Below are 15,941 nucleotides of genomic sequence, written 5' to 3' on the forward strand. Positions count from 1 at the left end.
ATGGTCATGGCAGAGATGATGACGGAAATCGAACATGCGGGCCGCGTGCTCGTGATTGCCGGATCCGATAGCGGCGGCGGTGCCGGTATCCAGGCCGATATCAAGGCGATCGCGGCCATGGGCGGTTACGCCACCACCGCGATCACGGCAATCACGGCCCAGAATACGCTTGGCGTAACGGCTGTGCACCCGGTCCCTCTCGACATCGTCATCGCCCAGATAACCGCTGTGCTCGACGATATCGGCACGGATGCCATCAAGACCGGCATGCTGGTCAATGAGGCGATTGTGCTGGCCGTCGCCGATATGATCGAGCAGCGCGCCCCGGGCCGCCCCTTCGTGCTCGACCCGGTTATGGTCGCGACCTCCGGCGATGTCTTGCTGGATGAGGGTGCCGAAGCGGCTATCCGCGACCGGCTTTTGCCACTGGCAACGCTTGTCACGCCGAATATCCCGGAAGCCGAACGGCTGGCCGGCGGCAAAATCGAGGATATTGACGGGCAGATCGGTGCTGCCGAGGCGTTGATCGAAATGGGCGCCCGTGCCGCATTGGTCAAAGGTGGTCATGGCAGTGGCAGCGTCGCCCGTGATGTGCTGGTTTCGGCGCGCGGCATGGAGATCATCGAGCGCCCCCGGATCGAGACCCGCCATACCCATGGCACGGGCTGTACCCTGGCCTCGGCCATCGCCGGACTGCTGGCGCGCGGCTATTCCCTGTCGGATTCCGTCAAGCATGCCGGGGATTATCTCTATGAAGCGATTTCCCGCGCGCCGGGCTATGGCAGCGGTCACGGCCCGGTCGACCATATGTGGATGATCCGGGAATAGTTCGCGTGATCAGACCGGCGGTGGCAGGGGCTTCTTGCGCGCAATCCAGACCCCGGCGAGGATGATTGCCAGCGCCAGAAGGGCCGTCCAGCCCAGGGTCTCACCGATCAGAACGCCGGTCGCAACGGCCGCGATCGGGGTCATGTAGTTGACCGTCGCCAGAAAGCTCGGCCCGGCGGTGCGCGCGATCTGCATCAGCAGGACCGAGGCCAGCGCGGTTGGTCCGATCGCCAGCCACAAGACGCTCATCCAGGCTGATGCCGGCGCCGCCGGCATGTGGGCCAGGTCCCAGACCCCGAAGGGCAGTGACAGCAGTGCGCCCATGATCAGCATGCCCGCCCCCGAGAGCGAGGGCGGTGTGTCGGGCAGGAGACGGGCCAGCACGGCATTGATCCCGTAACAGATCGCCGCGCACAAAATCCCGATCTGGGCCAGCAGACCCGACCCGCCCAGCCCTTGCAGCGCGACCGGTCCGAGCAGGATAACGACGCCGCCGAAACCGATCAGAAAGCCGGCCAGACGGCGGCCATTCATCCGTTCGCCGGGCACGAAAACATGCGCCAGCGCGATGGTGGTGAGCGGCATGGTGGCGATCAGGATTCCGGTCAGCGAACTGTCGATGGTCTGTTGGCCCCAGCTGATCAGGAAGAAGGGCGCGGTATTGCCGAACAGGCCCAGCGCGCCAAACCAGAGCCAGCGCTTGTCATTGAGCGGCGGCAGGCGGTGGCCGCGGGCATAGGTCCAGCCGGTCAGGAGAATCGCCGCGCCGCCAATGCGCACCAGGATCAGCGCAGAGGGGGGGAAACTGATCACTGCGTGCTTGATGAAGGCATAGGCCGAGCCCCAGAGCAGGGTCAGCACAAGCAGCATGGCCCAGTCGCGCAGGGACGGGTGGTGGACGGGCCGGGTCAAATCAGAGCTCGGCCTGCAGCGCGGCGCGCAGCCGGGCCAGATCAGTCTCGTCATTATACAGATGCGGGGTGACGCGCAGCCGGTCGCCGCGTTGCGAGACATAGACCTGCCGCGCTGCGAGACGCTTGACCAGGTCGGCCGGCGCGCCGTCGGGCAGGGCGAGGCAGAGATAATGCGGCGCGCGCTGCGGTGTCACATCGCGCAGGCCGAGCGGGGCCAGGGCTTCGGCGATCTCTGCCGTTCTGGCCCCGAGGGTTTCCGATATCTCAGCGACGCCCCAGTCGAGCATGTGCTGCAAGCAGACATTCGCCGCCGGTACCAGCTGGAAGGCCGAGCGCTCGCCCATGTCGAAACGGCGCGCGCCCGGTGCGTATTCATCGGCATAATCGACCAGGCGGGCGAAATCCTCGGCCCGGTCGCGCACGATCCAGTTCTCTTCCAGCGGCTCGCCCTGCTGGTGTTGCGGCGCGACATAGAGGGCGCCGATCGAATACGGCCCCAGCATCCACTTATAGCAGGCGGCAACCGCGAAATCGGGCTGGATCGCCGCCATGTCGAAGGGCAGGACGCCGAGCGACTGGGTCAGGTCGAGAACGAGCGCTGCGCCCTGGCGCCGCGCGGCATCGCTGATCGCCGCGAGGTCGAGCTGGCCGCCATCGGCCCAGTGCACATGCGGGCAGGCGACGATCGAGGTTGCGGTGCTGATCGCGCCAAGCATGGCATCAGTCCAGCTCTGATCCTCATGGCGCGAGACGGTGCGGATGCGGGCGCCATACTGCTTTGCCAGGCCGTGCCAGACATAGATATTCGACGGGAATTGCGCGTCCAGGACGAGGATTTCCGATTGGGCGTCGGGTGCCAGATTGCGCGCCGCCGTCGCCAGACCGTAGGAGGCCGCCGGCACGATGGCGACATCATTGCGGCTCGCCCCGAACAGGGCCGCCGCGCGGCTGCGAAAGGCCTCCGGCGCGGCAAAGAAGTCGGCCTGGATGTCGAGTGTCCAGGGCTGCGTCTTGCGGGCATAGCTGATCGCCCCGGCACCCGAGGCGGCGATCGGCATTGGCCCCATATAGGCGGCGTTGAAATAGGCGACCTCGCGCGGCAGGTCGAACAGGGCGCGTTGTGATGCGATCATGCAAAGCCTCTTGCCCCGCTGCGCGCGGGGCGTCAACGTGTCGCCGACTCCCTCACGCCGCCGATCCGGAGATACACGTGGCCGATCCCAAGAGTGCAACTGTCGACAGCCCCAATTCGAAACCCATGATCCGCCCGGCCGATCCGCGGTTTTCCTGTGGACCGGTCAAGAAACATCCGGGCTGGACCTGGGAAGGGCTCAGCGAGGCGCCGCTGTCGCGCACCCACCGCGCGGGCCAGGCGGTGGCGCGGATCAAGGAAGCGATCTACCGCACTCATGCGCTGCTGGAATTGCCCGAAGGCTATCATGTCGGGATCCTGCCGGGCTCCGATACCGGGGCGATGGAAGCGGCGATGTGGTCATTGCTCGGTCAGCGCGGCGTCGATGTGTTCGGCTGGGACGTGTTCGGCAAGCGCTGGATCCTCGATGCCCGCGACGAGTTGCCGCTGGATGATCTGCGCATTTTCGAGACCCCGGCCGGGCAATTGCCAGATCTGGCGCAGCATGATGGCCAGCGGGACACGGTCTTCACCCTGAACGGCACGGCGGCCGGTGTCTGGGTGCCCGATCTCGACTGGATCGATGCGAAACGCGAGGGCCTCACCCTGTGTGACGCCACCTCGGCTGCCTTTGCGGTCGATATCGACTGGTCGAAGATCGATGTCCTCACCTTCTCCTGGCAGAAATGCCTCGGCGGCGAGGCCCAGCACGGCATGCTGGTGATGAGCCCGCGCGCGATCGAACGGCTCAACAGCTACAAGCCCGCCTGGCCGATTCCCGGCCTGTTGCAGCTGCATGCCGGCGGCAAGGCGAATATGGCGATCTATGAGGGCTCGACCCTCAACACGCCGTCGCTGATGTGTGTCGAGGATTATGTCTCGTCCCTGAAATGGGCATCACGCATTGGCGGATTGCCCGAGCTGGTGCGCCGCTGCGAGGCGAATTTCGCCGCGCTCGATGCCTGGGTAAGACAGTCGGACTGGCTGGGATATCTGTGCGAGGACGAAGCAGCGCGCTCGCCGGTTTCGGTGACGCTGAAATATACCGACCCGCGCATTGCAGTCATGGATGCCGAGGCGCAATGGGCGCTGACCAAGCGCATTTGCTCCCTGCTCGAGCGTGAAAATGCGGCGCTCGATATCTCGATGCACCGCCAGTCCGTGCCCGGTATCCGCATCTGGTGCGGGCCGACGATCGAACGTGATGATTTGGCCGCACTCGGTCCCTGGCTCGACTGGGCCTGGCGCGAGGCGCTGGACGCGGCGTAACGGGCGCGCTATCCGTTGCACGACAGGGATTTGGCATCAGGCCATAGCTCAAAGGGGTGATCATGACACGTTTGATGATGGCGGCTTCTGCCGCCGCCTTGCTGGCCGGAACGGCGCAGGCGGAAGACCGCGGGATGGAGTTCCGCTTCGGCGTGACGGCGCATGACCTGGCAGACCATGTCGAGGACGGGCCCAATCTGACCGCGGAAATCCTGTTCGGTTCGCCGGACTTTCTCTCCGCCATCTGGTCGCCGCGGCCTTACGTCTATGGCTCGTTCAATACCAATGGCCTGACCAATTTCGGCTCGGCCGGCCTGGCCTGGAATATCCCGCTGACGGAACGCCTGAATTTCGAGATCAAGGAAGGCCTGTCCTATAATGACGGCGTCGTCGATATTGATCAGAATGCGCCGGCCAGCGATCCCAACCGGATCCGTCTGGCCACGACGCGGGCCTTGATGGGCAGCCATATCCTGTTCCACACCACGCTCGGTCTCGATTATGACATCAATGAGCGTTGGGCGGTCGGGGCCTATTACGAGCACATTTCCCACGGCCAGATCCTCGCATCCGGGCGCAACCAGGCGCTCGACAATGCCGGTGTCCGCCTGAGCTATCGCTTCGGGCGCTAAGCCGTGCCGCGCTCGCTGGTCTTGCGATTTCTGATCGTCATCGCCGGCGTGCTGGCGCTGCTGCTCGCAGGGGCCTGGCTCTGGCTCGACTCCCTGTTCGAAGTGCCCGGCACGCGAACGGTTCCTTCGATTGCGGGCGAAGTGGGCGCGCAATCCGTGCTCGCAGTGTTTGCCCATCCCGATGATGAGCAGTCGGTCACCGGCCTGCTGATCCGGGCGAACACGCGTGACGGAGCAGTGACGCGCATGATTACCGCGACGCGCGGTGAGGCGGGAACGCCCTTGCCGCAGGTCAGCCGGATGGAAGAATTGGGCATCATCCGCCATGCGGAAGTGCTCAAGAATGGCTGGGCGCTGGGGCTCGAGGAACAGGAAGTCTGGGATTATCCCGATGGCGGACTGCCGGATGCGGATTTCGAGCTCTATGTCGAACGTCTGATGGAACGCATGCAGGCCTGGCAGGTCGATCTCGTGGTGACCTTCTGGCCGGAAAGCGGCCTGTCCTGGCATCCCGATCACCGCACCGCCGGGCGCGGCGCGACCGAGGCGGTACGGCGTTTGCGCGAGCTTGATCCGGACAACGCCCCGCGCGCGATCGCCTATATACTGGCCCCGCCGCGCATGATGGAGCAGTTCGGCGGCGAAACCGGGCAGTTGATCGTCGACAACCAGCCCGCGCCCAATCTGCAAATGCCGGGCGAGGCCTGGGCGAAGGTTCGCGGTTGGCAGATCCACGCCTCACAACGCGATTACCTGCAGCATCGCTACGGCTTCCCGACGCAGGTCATCTACGGCCTGTACGACAAGGAACATTACTACCTCGTCGAATTCTAGCAGCGCGTCCGGTCCTAGACTCCGGCCAGGTTCGCGAGACGTTGAAGCTCGGCCATGTGCGCCTTGAACGCGTCGCGGCCGGCCGGTGTGAAGGCCAGCCAGGTGCGTTGCCGCGTCTCGACCGTCGCCTTGCTGATCGTCAGATAACCGGCCTCTTCGAGCACACGCGCCTGTTTCGACAGCACCGAATCCGACACGCCCAGCCCCTCGCGCACGACCGAGAATTCGATCTCGCCGAGCGGCGCCAGCATGGCGCAGATCTGCAGCCGGTGCGGTGCGTGGATGACGGGGTTGAACGCTGGCGTCACGACCCGGTGCCCGTTTCGGCACGATAGGTCGCCATCCAGATGCGGCTGCCGATCATGGCGAGGATGAACATGACGCCAGCGCCGACCAGCATTGGCCAGAACAGGTGCAGGACATGAAAGCTGTAAAGGCTCACCCCCAAAATGCCGAGATAGAGAACGAACAGGGAGAGCGCGATCAGACGGGTCTTGCCGGCGCGCCAGCCGGAGACCCAGACACCATAGCGCCTGCGGTATAGCCATACGGTCAAGCCCAGCGCGCCGAACAAAAAGAGTTGCGCCAGATTGAGGAAGGGAATCGGCAAGGCGAGCACGAGCACCATGCCGGCGATGATGCTGGACAGGGCGAGATCAAACCAGATCGGTGCGACGACCTTTCCAGCCGATGTGGCGCTGGCCTGCTTTGCGGCATCGATGGCCCGCGCCGCGTCGTCCGGGGAAATTTCTTCGGTCATCCGGGGCTCACAATCCGTTGCGACTTTCCAATGTGGAAAGTTATAGATCATGACTTTCCATTTCGTCAAGTCACGACTTGCGCCAATGGAAAGCAACCGGTTTCAGGGTGAGTGGCGGTTTTATTCGCCGCGCGCAGCGGCGGCTTCGGCGGCGCGGGGGTCACCGTCCTGGCGGACATAGATGCCAATAAACCAGTCGACCCAATTGCCGTCGGCATCCGCCTGCTCGAAGTGCTGCCGCACCGAGCCATCGGCCTGCGGCGTCCAGACTCCGCGGAACGGCGCACGGGTGCCATTGCCCGGATAGTAGATCTCGCCGGTCAGCTGCATCGCGCCACTGGCATCGAGCCCGCCCGTATAATCGATGAAATTGCCGGGGCTGACCCAGACCTGACGCCAGGCGCCCATCAACGGGTCGTGGAAATTCATGCTCTCGCCGCTGCTGCCGCTGGCGCCGCTCCAGTGCTCGGTGATCAGACAGCCGCCCTGGGTTTTGGTGATCGAGTTCTGTCCCTGATAGGGGCCGCTATCCGGGGCATAGACATTCCATTCCCCGACCCAGAAATCGAAATCATCATGCATCACGTCGCTGCATCCTTGTGGCGGGGTTTGCTGCGCACTGGCAATCGGCGCCATGGCAAAGGCCAGCGCTGCTGAGGCGAGAAGTGTTCGTGCTGAAATCATCATGGTCTCCGCATGAAACTGTCGATGGAGGATTTTCCGGGCCCGATGTTGTCGGGACCACCGGATGAATGCAAATTGATCTGGTCCGGGTCACGGCTTCGTGACAAAAACCCGCGACAGCACAGGAGTCAGACATGGCGAACGTAACCGTGGTGGGCGCCCAATGGGGCGATGAGGGCAAGGGCAAGCTGGTCGACTGGCTCAGCCATCGCGCCGATGTCGTCGCGCGCTTTCAGGGCGGGCATAATGCCGGCCACACGCTGGTCGTTGGCGAGAAGGTCTACAAGCTCTCGCTGCTGCCCTCCGGTGTCGTACGCGGCAAGCTGTCGGTGATCGGCAATGGCGTTGTCGTCGACCCCTGGGCCTTTATCGCGGAAGCCGAACGCATCAGCGCCCAGGGCGTTGATATCAATCCCGACGTCGTCAAGATTTCCGAGACCGCGGCGCTGATCCTGCCGATCCACCGCGAGCTCGATGCCTTCCGCGAAAACCGCGATGACGGCGAAGCCATCGGCACCACGCGCCGCGGCATCGGTCCGGCCTATGAAGACAAGGTCGGCCGCCGCGCCATTCGCGTCATCGATCTGATGGACGAGACGGCGCTGAAAGCACGCGTCGCCGATATCCTGCACCATCACAATGCCCTGCGACGCGGGCTCGGCCATCCGGAATACCCGGCCGACCAATTGCTCGCCGAGATCCTCGAGATCGCGCCGAAAATCATCCCCTATGCCGCGCCGGTCTGGCGCGTGCTGGCGGACGCGATCCGCGCTGACCAGAAAATCCTGTTCGAAGGCGCGCAAGGTGCGCTCCTCGACGTCGATCACGGCACCTATCCTTTCGTCACCTCCTCCAACACCGTCTCCGGCCAGGCCTCGGCCGGCACCGGCGTCGGGCCGAAGGATGTCGGCTATGTGCTCGGCATCGCCAAGGCTTATATGACGCGCGTCGGCGCCGGTCCGTTTCCCAGCGAGCTGCATGATGATGACGGTCAGAAGCTCGGCGAGCGCGGCCATGAATTCGGCACCGTCACCGGACGCAAGCGCCGCTGTGGCTGGTTCGATGCGGTGATCACGCGCCAGACCCTGCAGGTCGGCGGCGTCTCCGGTGTCGCCCTCACGAAGCTCGACGTGCTCGACGGTTTCAAGACGCTGAAAGTCTGTGTCGCCTATGAGCTCGACGGCGAGCGTCTTGATTATCTGCCCGCCGGCAAGGAAGCCCAGGCCCGGGTCACCCCGGTCTATGAGGAGCTTGAAGGCTGGCAGGGCTCGACCGCCGGCGCGCGCTCCTGGGCCGATCTCCCGGCCGAAGCGGTCAAATATGTCCGCCGCGTCGAGGAATTGATCGAATGCCCGATCGCCCTGGTCTCCACCAGTCCGGAACGCGAGGACGTGATCCTGATGCAGGATCCTTTCCGGGCGTGATGCTTCGGGCGGGGGAGACGCGATAATGGCGCTCTCCAATGCCCTCATACTGGCCGCGGCCCTGCTGGTCGGCCTCGTGCTGGCCTCGCCGCGCGTCGCCGACAACCGGCTGTGGCGCGCGACCATCACGCCGCTGGCCTCGATCATCGGCAGCGGCTTTCTCGTGCTCGGTCCGGTGCTGGAAACCTCCTATGGCTATCTCGCCCCGCTGGTGATGGCGGGCCTTTGCCTGGGGGCCTGGCTGTTCGGCGCCGCGATCCGCGCCAATATCCGCCAGCTCGACCAGACGGGCAGCCAGCGCAGCGCGCTGGAAACCCATATCGAGACGGCCTCCTCCTGGGTGCTGGCCTTCGCCTACATCATCTCGGTGGCCTATTATCTCAACCTGCTGGGCGTATTCGGCGTCAGCCTGACCGAGGTCGATGACCGCTATCATGCGCGCCTGCTGGCCAGTGCCGTGCTGGTGCTGATCCTGGTGGTGGGCTGGACGCGCGGCTTTCATGCGCTGGAGCGGCTGGAGCAGATCTCGGTCGGCATCAAGCTGGCAATCATTGCCGGACTGATTTTCGGGCTGATCCTGTTCAATGCCGGGCACTTGCGCGCCGGCGATCTGCAATTCACCCCGCCGGAACTGACCGGCTGGCCGGCCATCACCCTGGCTTTCGGACTGATTGTCACCATCCAGGGCTTCGAGACCTCGCGCTATCTCAAGGCCAGCTATGACGCCGCCACCCGGATCCGCTCGATGCGGCGGGCGCAGCTGATCGCGACGGCGATCTACATCGTCTATATCGGCCTGATCGCCTATGTCTTCACGCCCAGCGAACTGCCCTTCAGCGAGACTGCGATCATCGACATGATGCGGATCGTCGCTCCCGTTCTGCCGGTCCTGCTGGTCGCCGCCGCGCTCAGCGCCCAGTTCAGCGCCGCCGTCGCCGATACCGGCGGTTCAGGCGGTCTGATGGTGGAATTGAGTGGCGGACGCATCAAGCTGCGCCAGGCCTATGCTGTGCTGGTTGGCGCCGGACTGGTGCTGACCTGGACGGCCAACCTGTTCGAGATCATCGCCTACGCCTCGCGCGCCTTCGCGCTCTATTACGCGTTTCAGGCGGCGATTGCGGCCCTGGGTGCCCGGCGGGCCGGCGGTCAGAATTTGCGCATGGCGGGCTATGCCGGCCTTTGCCTGCTCGGACTGGCGATGACCGCCTTCGGGACGCCGGTTGAGGGCTAGCCCCTATTCCGCCGCAACCATGCGCGGCTGGCGCATCAAGTTCAGCAGGTGGGGCTTCAGGGCCAGGGCGGGTTTTTCCACGGTCACCCGCAGCACCCAGCCGGCGGCGATGGCGCTGACCAGCATCAGTGCGAACAGGGCGTTGTAACCGAGGCCCGGCATCAGGGCGAAAGCCATCATGCCCAGCGGCCAGTGCAGGATATAGACGCCGTAGGATACATCCTCGACCTCGCGCAGCGCCTTGCCGATACGGCCCGGCACGTCGAGGAAGCCGATCCAGAGGTAAAGCCAGGCCAGTGCGATCTGCAGCATCACCGGACCCATCGCGGTGCCCTGGCTGGCAAAGGCCGCCAGCAGCGCCAGGCCGGCATAACCGGCCGAGAGCGGGATCTGGTCGCGGGCGGCATAGAAGCCGGCACCGATCATGAAGGCGGGACCAAAACGGGCCATGGTGCCGATCGTCTCGTCGCCAATGCCGCTATAGCCGAAGATCTCGTAGAGCACGCCGCAGACCGCAGCCAGGCCGGCCCAGACCAGGATCAGGCTGCGATGGCGATACAGGCCAACCGCGGCCAGCAGGCCGACGCCGAGATAGGCGAGCAATTCATAGCGGATCGTCCACAATGCGCCATCCATCGCCTGGCCAACCGGTGAGGCATTGAAAACCTCCGGCAGGCCGGCCAGCGGATCGGCCTGCGAGATCACCAGAAGCGGGAATTGCAGGGTTTGCGCATGGCTCCAATACTCGCCCAGGGTCAGGCCGGTGAAGAGCGGGCCGACCACCAGCCACATCAGCAGGACAGCGGCGACCAGACCCGGGAAGATGCGCAGCACGCGTGACAGGGTGAAGGAGAGCATGTCGGGGCGATTGAGCAGGCTGGCGGTGATCATATAGCCGGACAGGATGAAGAAGCCGTCGAGCGCCAGCTGTACCGTCGCATCGACAAATTCCGGCCAGACACCGTGATAGGGCAGGCCCATCGGGATCAGGATGGCGTGGGCATAGACAACGACAATCGCGAAGACGATCCGCATGGCGGTGAATGTGTTCGATTTGTCTTCGAGCCGGCCATGGCCGGAATGAAAGATCGCACGCATGGTTTCGGCCTCATTTGATCGTTTGTGTTAGGGAAGTAGCAATAATTGGGCCGCGCCCGGCAGCGCTCGAAACCTTTCGTTATTGAATTGAATTTGTTGAAAAAACGCACGCCGCTCTCGGGGCGCACTCAAGCCGGCGCGCCCGATTGGCTTCCCGTATCGAGAAGAATTGGGGGCGATGTCCCGTTTCAGCTTGCCGGATGCACCGGCCAGGCTGTCAGTGCGCCTCGACGTCCTCGACCACGCAGCGCTCGAATGGCTGCAGTACGGCGCCATTCATCGCGGCGCCGTGGACGCCCTGCGCACGGGCCGAACTGACGAGGATGATTGGCGCACCGTCATAGGACAGGACGGCGCTGACGAGTTCGGCATCGCCATTGGCATTGGTGACAATAATGCTGCGCAGCGGGTAGGGCGGCGAGCCGTCGGCCGGTGTGTGCAGGCCATCGACCAGATTGATGATGCGCATGCCGTGATCGAGCTCCGGGAAGGGCCCGGGTTCGGCCAGGGAGAGCGCATAACTCACCCGGTAACGTGCCGCTTCGCCGCCCAGGGCGAGGACGAGTTGGCCGGCATCGCCATCCACGCCCGATGGATTGTCCGGCGTGGCCCGGATGTCGAGGTCGAAGCTGCGCCCCGATGCATCGCCGCAGGCGGAGCCGCCATCGGCCAGACGCTCGACATAATGTCCATTGGGCAGGGCGGGCAGGCCTGGTGGCTCGGGCGGCGTGCTGGTGCCCTGGAACAGAATGGCGGCGAGTAGTCCGGTTGCGATCAACATGGCACTTCCCTGATTTACTGGCCCCAACCCGCTGGCCCCAACCCGCTGGCAGGGACGCGGTGGCAATCCTGTTCGTCCCTTAGTTCGTACCGGCCGGGCAGAGCTGGAAGGGCTGGAGCACGGTGCCATTGGACAGGGTGCCATGGACCTCCGGCGTGCGCACGGTTGAGATGAGATGGATGGGCGGCCCGCCATCGGAGGCGGTGGCGCTGACGATCTCGGCATCGCCATTGGCGCTGGCGAGAATGCTGGTGCGCAGGACGTAGGGCGCTGAACCATCCGCCGGGGCGAAAGTGCCATCGACCATATTCATCGTGCGCATGTTGAACATCGGGTCGGGCTCGGCGAAGGCGAGCGCATAGGTGAGCTGGTAGACCACCGGGTCGGCGCCCAGCGCCAGGGCGAGTTCACCGGCATGACCATCCACGCCGCCAGGATTATTGTCGGGCACGCGCACATCGAGATCGAACCAGCGCGCCGAGGCATCGCCGCAGGCCGAGCCGCCGTCCGCGGTGCGCTCGACATAATGGCCATTGGGCAGCGAGGGCAGGCCGTGCAGCCCGTCAGCCGGAGCGGCGGCCGGGGTCTGTAGCAGGCCGGCGATGATCAATCCTGATAGGGCAAGCATGGCAGTCTCCCGATTGTCTGTCCCCACTCTAGCGGGAAATACCCCGCGGGGAATCCCCGAAACGGGGGAGGTGGCCGCATATACATTGGCTGGCTGTGAGCCTAGGGTTATTGTTCCACACACCGCTCGGGAGACCGCCATGTTTGATACCGGATCGATGACCGATTTCCTGCTTCGCATGTTCGGGCTTTATTATCTGGCAGCCGGGATTGGCCTCTTCACTGCGCCGGACGCGTTCCAGACCATCGCCGGGGAGTTGAAGTCGAGCGCGCTGATGCGGTTGATCTCCGGCATTCTGGCGCTGACATTCGGCATGATCGTGCTGGCGCTGAACAATGACTGGACCAGCTGGCAGGCGGGCATTGTCACCGCCATTGGCTGGGCCGGCCTGATCAAGGGCGTGACCATTCTGGCCTTGCCCGCTCCTTTTCTGGGGCTGACGGTGGCGCTGTTCGCGCGCACCGAAATCCTGCGCATCATGGCGCTGATTGTCACCGCTGCCGGCGCCGCGCTGCTCTGGCTCGGCTTCGCCTGAGCGCCCGTCACGATCGGCGAACCCTCAAGGGCAGGGCGCGAAGCGGCGCAGTGCGCGTGGCGCTGACAATAGCTGGCCGCCAGCTTCAGGACCATTGCCGGGCGCGACAAGGTCATGATCCCAGGCAGCGGCACTGCGCGGGCCGCGCCAGTCATTTTCCTGCAATTGCACGATTTCGATATCGCCATCGCCGTGGCGTCGCAGGAACAGGCTCAGCGCGCCGACAGTGCCGCCCGTGAAAACGTCATTGTCATAGTGTCCGACGACATTGATCCGCCCCGCTTCGATCAGCGTGTCGCCCGGATAATAATCGTTCCGGACAAATCGCGCCTGACGGATCGCATAGAGCGGGCGATCAGCGCCTTTGCCCTCAAGGTCAAATGAGACCAGCCCGGCGCGTCCGACGGTCTCAATGCCTTCGCCGCCGGCGTCTTGCTCCAGCTCGCGCACCCGGATCGAGATAAAGGCCGCGTGCTCTGCCGTGCAATCCAGCGTCCCGCCGGGTGTCCGCTCGACATAGCGTCCCTCGGGAAAGCTGGCCCCGTCATCCAGCGGCGCCAGAAGCGCCGCCGCGATCAATCCAGCCAGGACAACACTCATTGCCGCCACCCTTTTCAATGATCATCACGAACAATCTGCGTCGAAGCCGCGTGAACCGCAAATGAACAGGTTGGATGACACCCGCCTGACCGCCCGCTTGCCAGAATCGCCGCGCCGCTCCATGCTCATTACCAGTTTTCCGGGGGGCGTCCTGCCAGTGATGGCGTGGACTGAGAAGCACCCTTAGGACCGGATCCGGGTCATGCCGGCGGCGGGACGGAGCAGGGATATGGACGAAGCCGAATTCAATGCCTTTTGCGGCACGCTGCCCGCCACCAGCACGGTGGTGCAGTGGGGCGATGCGCATGTGTGGAAGGTGGGCGGCAAGGTGTTTGCCGTCGGTGGCTGGTCGAAGGATATCGACGGCTTCGGCATTTCCTTCAAATGCTCGCCCCTGACCTTCGAGATTTACAAGGACGAGCCGGGCATGCGCCCCGCGCCCTATCTGGCCTCGCGCGGCATGAGCTGGCTGCAATGGACCGGGCCGCAAACCCTCGATACCGACATGCTGCGCGACTATCTCGGCGAGAGCCACAGGCTGGTCGCCGCCGGGCTGACGAAGAAGCTGCAGCGCGAACTGGGGCTCGCCACCGATTGAGCTCCCCCATTTCACACCCAAAACCGGACGCCCGCACATGAACAAGCCCATGAATTTCGCAAAAGATGGCCAAGCCACATTCGAGACCCCGAAAGTCACCACCGGGCCCTTGCCGGGCTCGCGCCGCGTCTGGACCTCGCCGAAGGCCTCGCCGGGGCTGAAGGTTCCGCACCGCGAGATTGATCTGCATCCGACGGCGAATGAGCCGCCTGTGCGGGTCTATGACACCTCCGGGCCGTACAGCGATCCGGATGCCAAGATCGATGTCGAGCATGGCCTGCCGCGCATCCGCCTGGCCTCGATCCTCAAGCGTGGCGGCGTCGCGGAATATGATGGCCGCCCGGTCACACCGCTCGATAATGGCGGCGCGACGGGCAAATATCTGGCGCGCGAATTTCCCAGCCTGCACAAGCCCTTGCGCGGCACTGGCGAGGCGCCGGTCACCCAGTATGAATTCGCCCGTGCCGGCATCATCACCGATGAGATGATCTATGTCGCCGAGCGCGAAAACCTCGGCCGCAAGACGCCGATGGCCGGCTATAAGGAACGCATGGCCGACGGCGAGAGCTTTGGCGCCTCCATCCCGGAATTCGTCACCCCGGAATTCGTCCGCGACGAGATCGCCCGCGGCCGCGCCATTATTCCGTGCAATATCAATCACACCGAGCTGGAGCCGATGATTATCGGCCGCAATTTCCTCACCAAGATCAATGCCAATATCGGCAATTCCGCCGTCGCTTCCTCCGTCGAGGAAGAGGTCGACAAGATGGTCTGGGCGATCCGCTGGGGCGGCGATACGGTGATGGATCTGTCCACCGGCAAAAATATCCACAACACCCGCGAATGGATCTTGCGCAATTCCCCCGTCCCCATTGGCACGGTGCCGATCTACCAGGCGCTGGAAAAGGTCAACGGCATCGCCGAGGACCTCACCTGGGAAGTGTTCCGCGACACGCTGATCGAGCAGGCCGAGCAGGGCGTGGATTATTTCACCATCCATGCCGGCGTCCGCCTCGCCTATGTCCCGATGACCGCCGACCGCGTCACCGGCATTGTCAGCCGCGGCGGCTCGATCATGGCCAAATGGTGCCTGGCGCATCATGAGGAGAGCTTCCTCTACACGCATTTCGAGGAGATTTGCGACATCATGCGCGCCTATGATGTGAGCTTCTCGCTGGGCGACGGATTGCGACCCGGCTCCATCGCTGACGCCAATGACAAGGCTCAGTTCGCCGAGCTGGAAACGCTGGGGGAGCTCACAAAGATCGCCTGGGACAAAGGCTGCCAGGTGATGATCGAGGGGCCGGGCCATGTCGCCATGCACAAGATCAAGGAAAACATGGACAAGCAGCTGGAGTGTTGCCACGAGGCGCCCTTCTACACGCTTGGCCCCCTGACCACCGATATCGCGCCCGGCTATGACCACATCACCTCCGGCATCGGCGCCGCCATGATCGGCTGGTTTGGCTGTGCCATGCTCTGCTATGTCACCCCGAAAGAACACTTGGGCCTGCCCGACCGCAATGACGTCAAGACCGGCGTCATCACCTACAAGATCGCCGCCCATGCCGGTGACCTCGCCAAGGGCCACCCGGCCTCGAAAATCCGCGACGACGCCTTGAGCCGCGCGAGGTTCGAATTCCGCTGGGAAGACCAGTTCAACCTCGCCCTCGACCCGGAAACCGCAAGAGATTTCCACGACAAGACCCTCCCCAAAGACGCCCACAAGGTCGCCCATTTCTGCTCCATGTGCGGCCCGAAATTCTGCTCGATGGAGATCACGCGCGAGATCCGCGACCGGTTTGGCTCGGCGCGGGCGCCGAATGAAGTCGATGCCGGCATGGCGGAGAAGGCGGCGGAGTTCCGCGAGAAGGGCTCGGAGATTTATTTGAGCGAGGACGGGAAGGTTCGGGAGGTTATTGATTGACTTGATTTGGCTTTTTCGACCAGCATGCTGAAGGCAGATGGCTGAACCGCGTATGCCAGCGGTGCG

At 64.1% G+C, this 15,941-nt stretch carries 18 protein-coding genes and 1 riboswitch; of the genes, 9 read left to right on the forward strand and 9 right to left on the reverse strand.

Going from position 1 to position 15,941, the window contains the following annotated elements; all coding sequences use genetic code 11:
• Window positions 1-6 precede the first annotated feature (6 nt).
• A complete protein-coding gene (thiD, locus tag ACN0YJ_RS06325; protein ID WP_417495669.1) occupies window positions 7-828 on the forward strand; it encodes a bifunctional hydroxymethylpyrimidine kinase/phosphomethylpyrimidine kinase in 822 nt (273 codons plus the stop codon).
• 9 nt (window positions 829-837) lie between these two features.
• Here thiD and ACN0YJ_RS06330 read toward each other — a convergent pair whose 3' ends face one another.
• A complete protein-coding gene (locus ACN0YJ_RS06330) occupies window positions 838-1,740 on the reverse strand; it encodes a DMT family transporter (RefSeq protein ID WP_339739101.1) in 903 nt (300 codons plus the stop codon).
• 1 nt (window position 1,741) lies between these two features.
• A complete protein-coding gene (locus ACN0YJ_RS06335; protein ID WP_417495670.1) occupies window positions 1,742-2,875 on the reverse strand; it encodes an aminotransferase class V-fold PLP-dependent enzyme in 1,134 nt (377 codons plus the stop codon).
• Window positions 2,876-3,000: 125 nt separating this feature from the next.
• Between ACN0YJ_RS06335 and ACN0YJ_RS06340 the strand changes: the two genes are divergently transcribed.
• The 3 genes from ACN0YJ_RS06340 (at window position 3,001) to ACN0YJ_RS06350 (ending at window position 5,609) form a co-directional block, all read left to right on the forward strand.
• Complete coding sequence (locus tag ACN0YJ_RS06340; protein ID WP_417495693.1) at window positions 3,001-4,143, forward strand: phosphoserine transaminase; 1,143 nt, start codon at window positions 3,001-3,003, stop codon at window positions 4,141-4,143.
• A 62-nt stretch (window positions 4,144-4,205) separates the two neighbouring features.
• Window positions 4,206-4,775, forward strand: coding sequence for an acyloxyacyl hydrolase (locus ACN0YJ_RS06345; protein ID WP_417489332.1), 570 nt, complete (start codon window positions 4,206-4,208; stop codon window positions 4,773-4,775).
• A gap of 3 nt (window positions 4,776-4,778) precedes the next feature.
• Complete coding sequence (locus tag ACN0YJ_RS06350) at window positions 4,779-5,609, forward strand: PIG-L deacetylase family protein (RefSeq protein ID WP_417495671.1); 831 nt, start codon at window positions 4,779-4,781, stop codon at window positions 5,607-5,609.
• 14 nt (window positions 5,610-5,623) lie between these two features.
• Here the strand turns inward: ACN0YJ_RS06350 and ACN0YJ_RS06355 are convergent, their stop codons facing one another.
• The 3 genes from ACN0YJ_RS06355 to ACN0YJ_RS06365 all read right to left on the reverse strand — a co-directional run bounded on the left by ACN0YJ_RS06355 (window position 5,624) and on the right by ACN0YJ_RS06365 (window position 7,056).
• A complete protein-coding gene (locus ACN0YJ_RS06355) occupies window positions 5,624-5,917 on the reverse strand; it encodes a transcriptional regulator (RefSeq protein ID WP_417495672.1) in 294 nt (97 codons plus the stop codon).
• Window positions 5,914-6,369, reverse strand: coding sequence for a hypothetical protein (locus tag ACN0YJ_RS06360; protein WP_417495673.1), 456 nt, complete (start codon window positions 6,367-6,369; stop codon window positions 5,914-5,916). The genes ACN0YJ_RS06355 and ACN0YJ_RS06360 overlap by 4 nt, the downstream gene beginning before the upstream one ends.
• Window positions 6,370-6,489: 120 nt before the next feature.
• Entirely contained in the window at window positions 6,490-7,056 is a 567-nt protein-coding gene (locus ACN0YJ_RS06365) for a hypothetical protein (RefSeq protein ID WP_417495674.1), read from the reverse strand.
• A gap of 131 nt (window positions 7,057-7,187) precedes the next feature.
• Between ACN0YJ_RS06365 and ACN0YJ_RS06370 the strand changes: the two genes are divergently transcribed.
• Both ACN0YJ_RS06370 and ACN0YJ_RS06375 read left to right on the forward strand, forming a co-directional pair.
• Entirely contained in the window at window positions 7,188-8,477 is a 1,290-nt protein-coding gene (locus ACN0YJ_RS06370; protein WP_417495675.1) for an adenylosuccinate synthase, read from the forward strand.
• Window positions 8,478-8,502: 25 nt separating this feature from the next.
• Complete coding sequence (locus ACN0YJ_RS06375; RefSeq protein WP_417495676.1) at window positions 8,503-9,708, forward strand: hypothetical protein; 1,206 nt, start codon at window positions 8,503-8,505, stop codon at window positions 9,706-9,708.
• Between the two features lie 3 nt (window positions 9,709-9,711).
• Here ACN0YJ_RS06375 and ACN0YJ_RS06380 read toward each other — a convergent pair whose 3' ends face one another.
• From ACN0YJ_RS06380 to ACN0YJ_RS06390, 3 genes are all read right to left on the reverse strand, one after another.
• Window positions 9,712-10,806, reverse strand: coding sequence for an acyltransferase family protein (locus ACN0YJ_RS06380; RefSeq protein WP_417495677.1), 1,095 nt, complete (start codon window positions 10,804-10,806; stop codon window positions 9,712-9,714).
• A 217-nt stretch (window positions 10,807-11,023) separates the two neighbouring features.
• Window positions 11,024-11,587: a hypothetical protein gene (locus tag ACN0YJ_RS06385; protein ID WP_417495678.1), complete on the reverse strand. Its 564-nt coding sequence runs from the start codon at window positions 11,585-11,587 to the stop codon at window positions 11,024-11,026.
• 79 nt (window positions 11,588-11,666) lie between these two features.
• Window positions 11,667-12,215, reverse strand: coding sequence for a hypothetical protein (locus ACN0YJ_RS06390; protein ID WP_417489326.1), 549 nt, complete (start codon window positions 12,213-12,215; stop codon window positions 11,667-11,669).
• 139 nt (window positions 12,216-12,354) lie between these two features.
• Here ACN0YJ_RS06390 and ACN0YJ_RS06395 point away from each other — a divergent pair, with 139 nt between their 5' ends.
• Complete coding sequence (locus ACN0YJ_RS06395) at window positions 12,355-12,750, forward strand: hypothetical protein (RefSeq protein ID WP_417495679.1); 396 nt, start codon at window positions 12,355-12,357, stop codon at window positions 12,748-12,750.
• A gap of 24 nt (window positions 12,751-12,774) precedes the next feature.
• Here the strand turns inward: ACN0YJ_RS06395 and ACN0YJ_RS06400 are convergent, their stop codons facing one another.
• The gene (locus ACN0YJ_RS06400) at window positions 12,775-13,350 is read right to left on the reverse strand and encodes a hypothetical protein (protein WP_417495680.1); all 576 of its coding nucleotides are present in this window, start codon (window positions 13,348-13,350) and stop codon (window positions 12,775-12,777) included.
• Between the two features lie 132 nt (window positions 13,351-13,482).
• Window positions 13,483-13,584: riboswitch (TPP riboswitch) on the forward strand.
• Here ACN0YJ_RS06400 and ACN0YJ_RS06405 point away from each other — a divergent pair.
• On the forward strand, window positions 13,580-13,948 hold the full coding sequence (locus ACN0YJ_RS06405) for an MmcQ/YjbR family DNA-binding protein (protein ID WP_417495681.1): 369 nt from the start codon (window positions 13,580-13,582) through the stop codon (window positions 13,946-13,948). (Overlaps the previous riboswitch by 5 nt.)
• Before the next feature lie 49 nt (window positions 13,949-13,997).
• Window positions 13,998-15,875, forward strand: coding sequence for a phosphomethylpyrimidine synthase ThiC (thiC, locus tag ACN0YJ_RS06410; RefSeq protein WP_417495682.1), 1,878 nt, complete (start codon window positions 13,998-14,000; stop codon window positions 15,873-15,875).
• Window positions 15,876-15,941: the final 66 nt, after the last annotated feature.

The organism is Maricaulis sp., assembly GCF_048270095.1.
Classification (GTDB): Bacteria; Pseudomonadota; Alphaproteobacteria; order Caulobacterales; family Maricaulaceae; genus Maricaulis.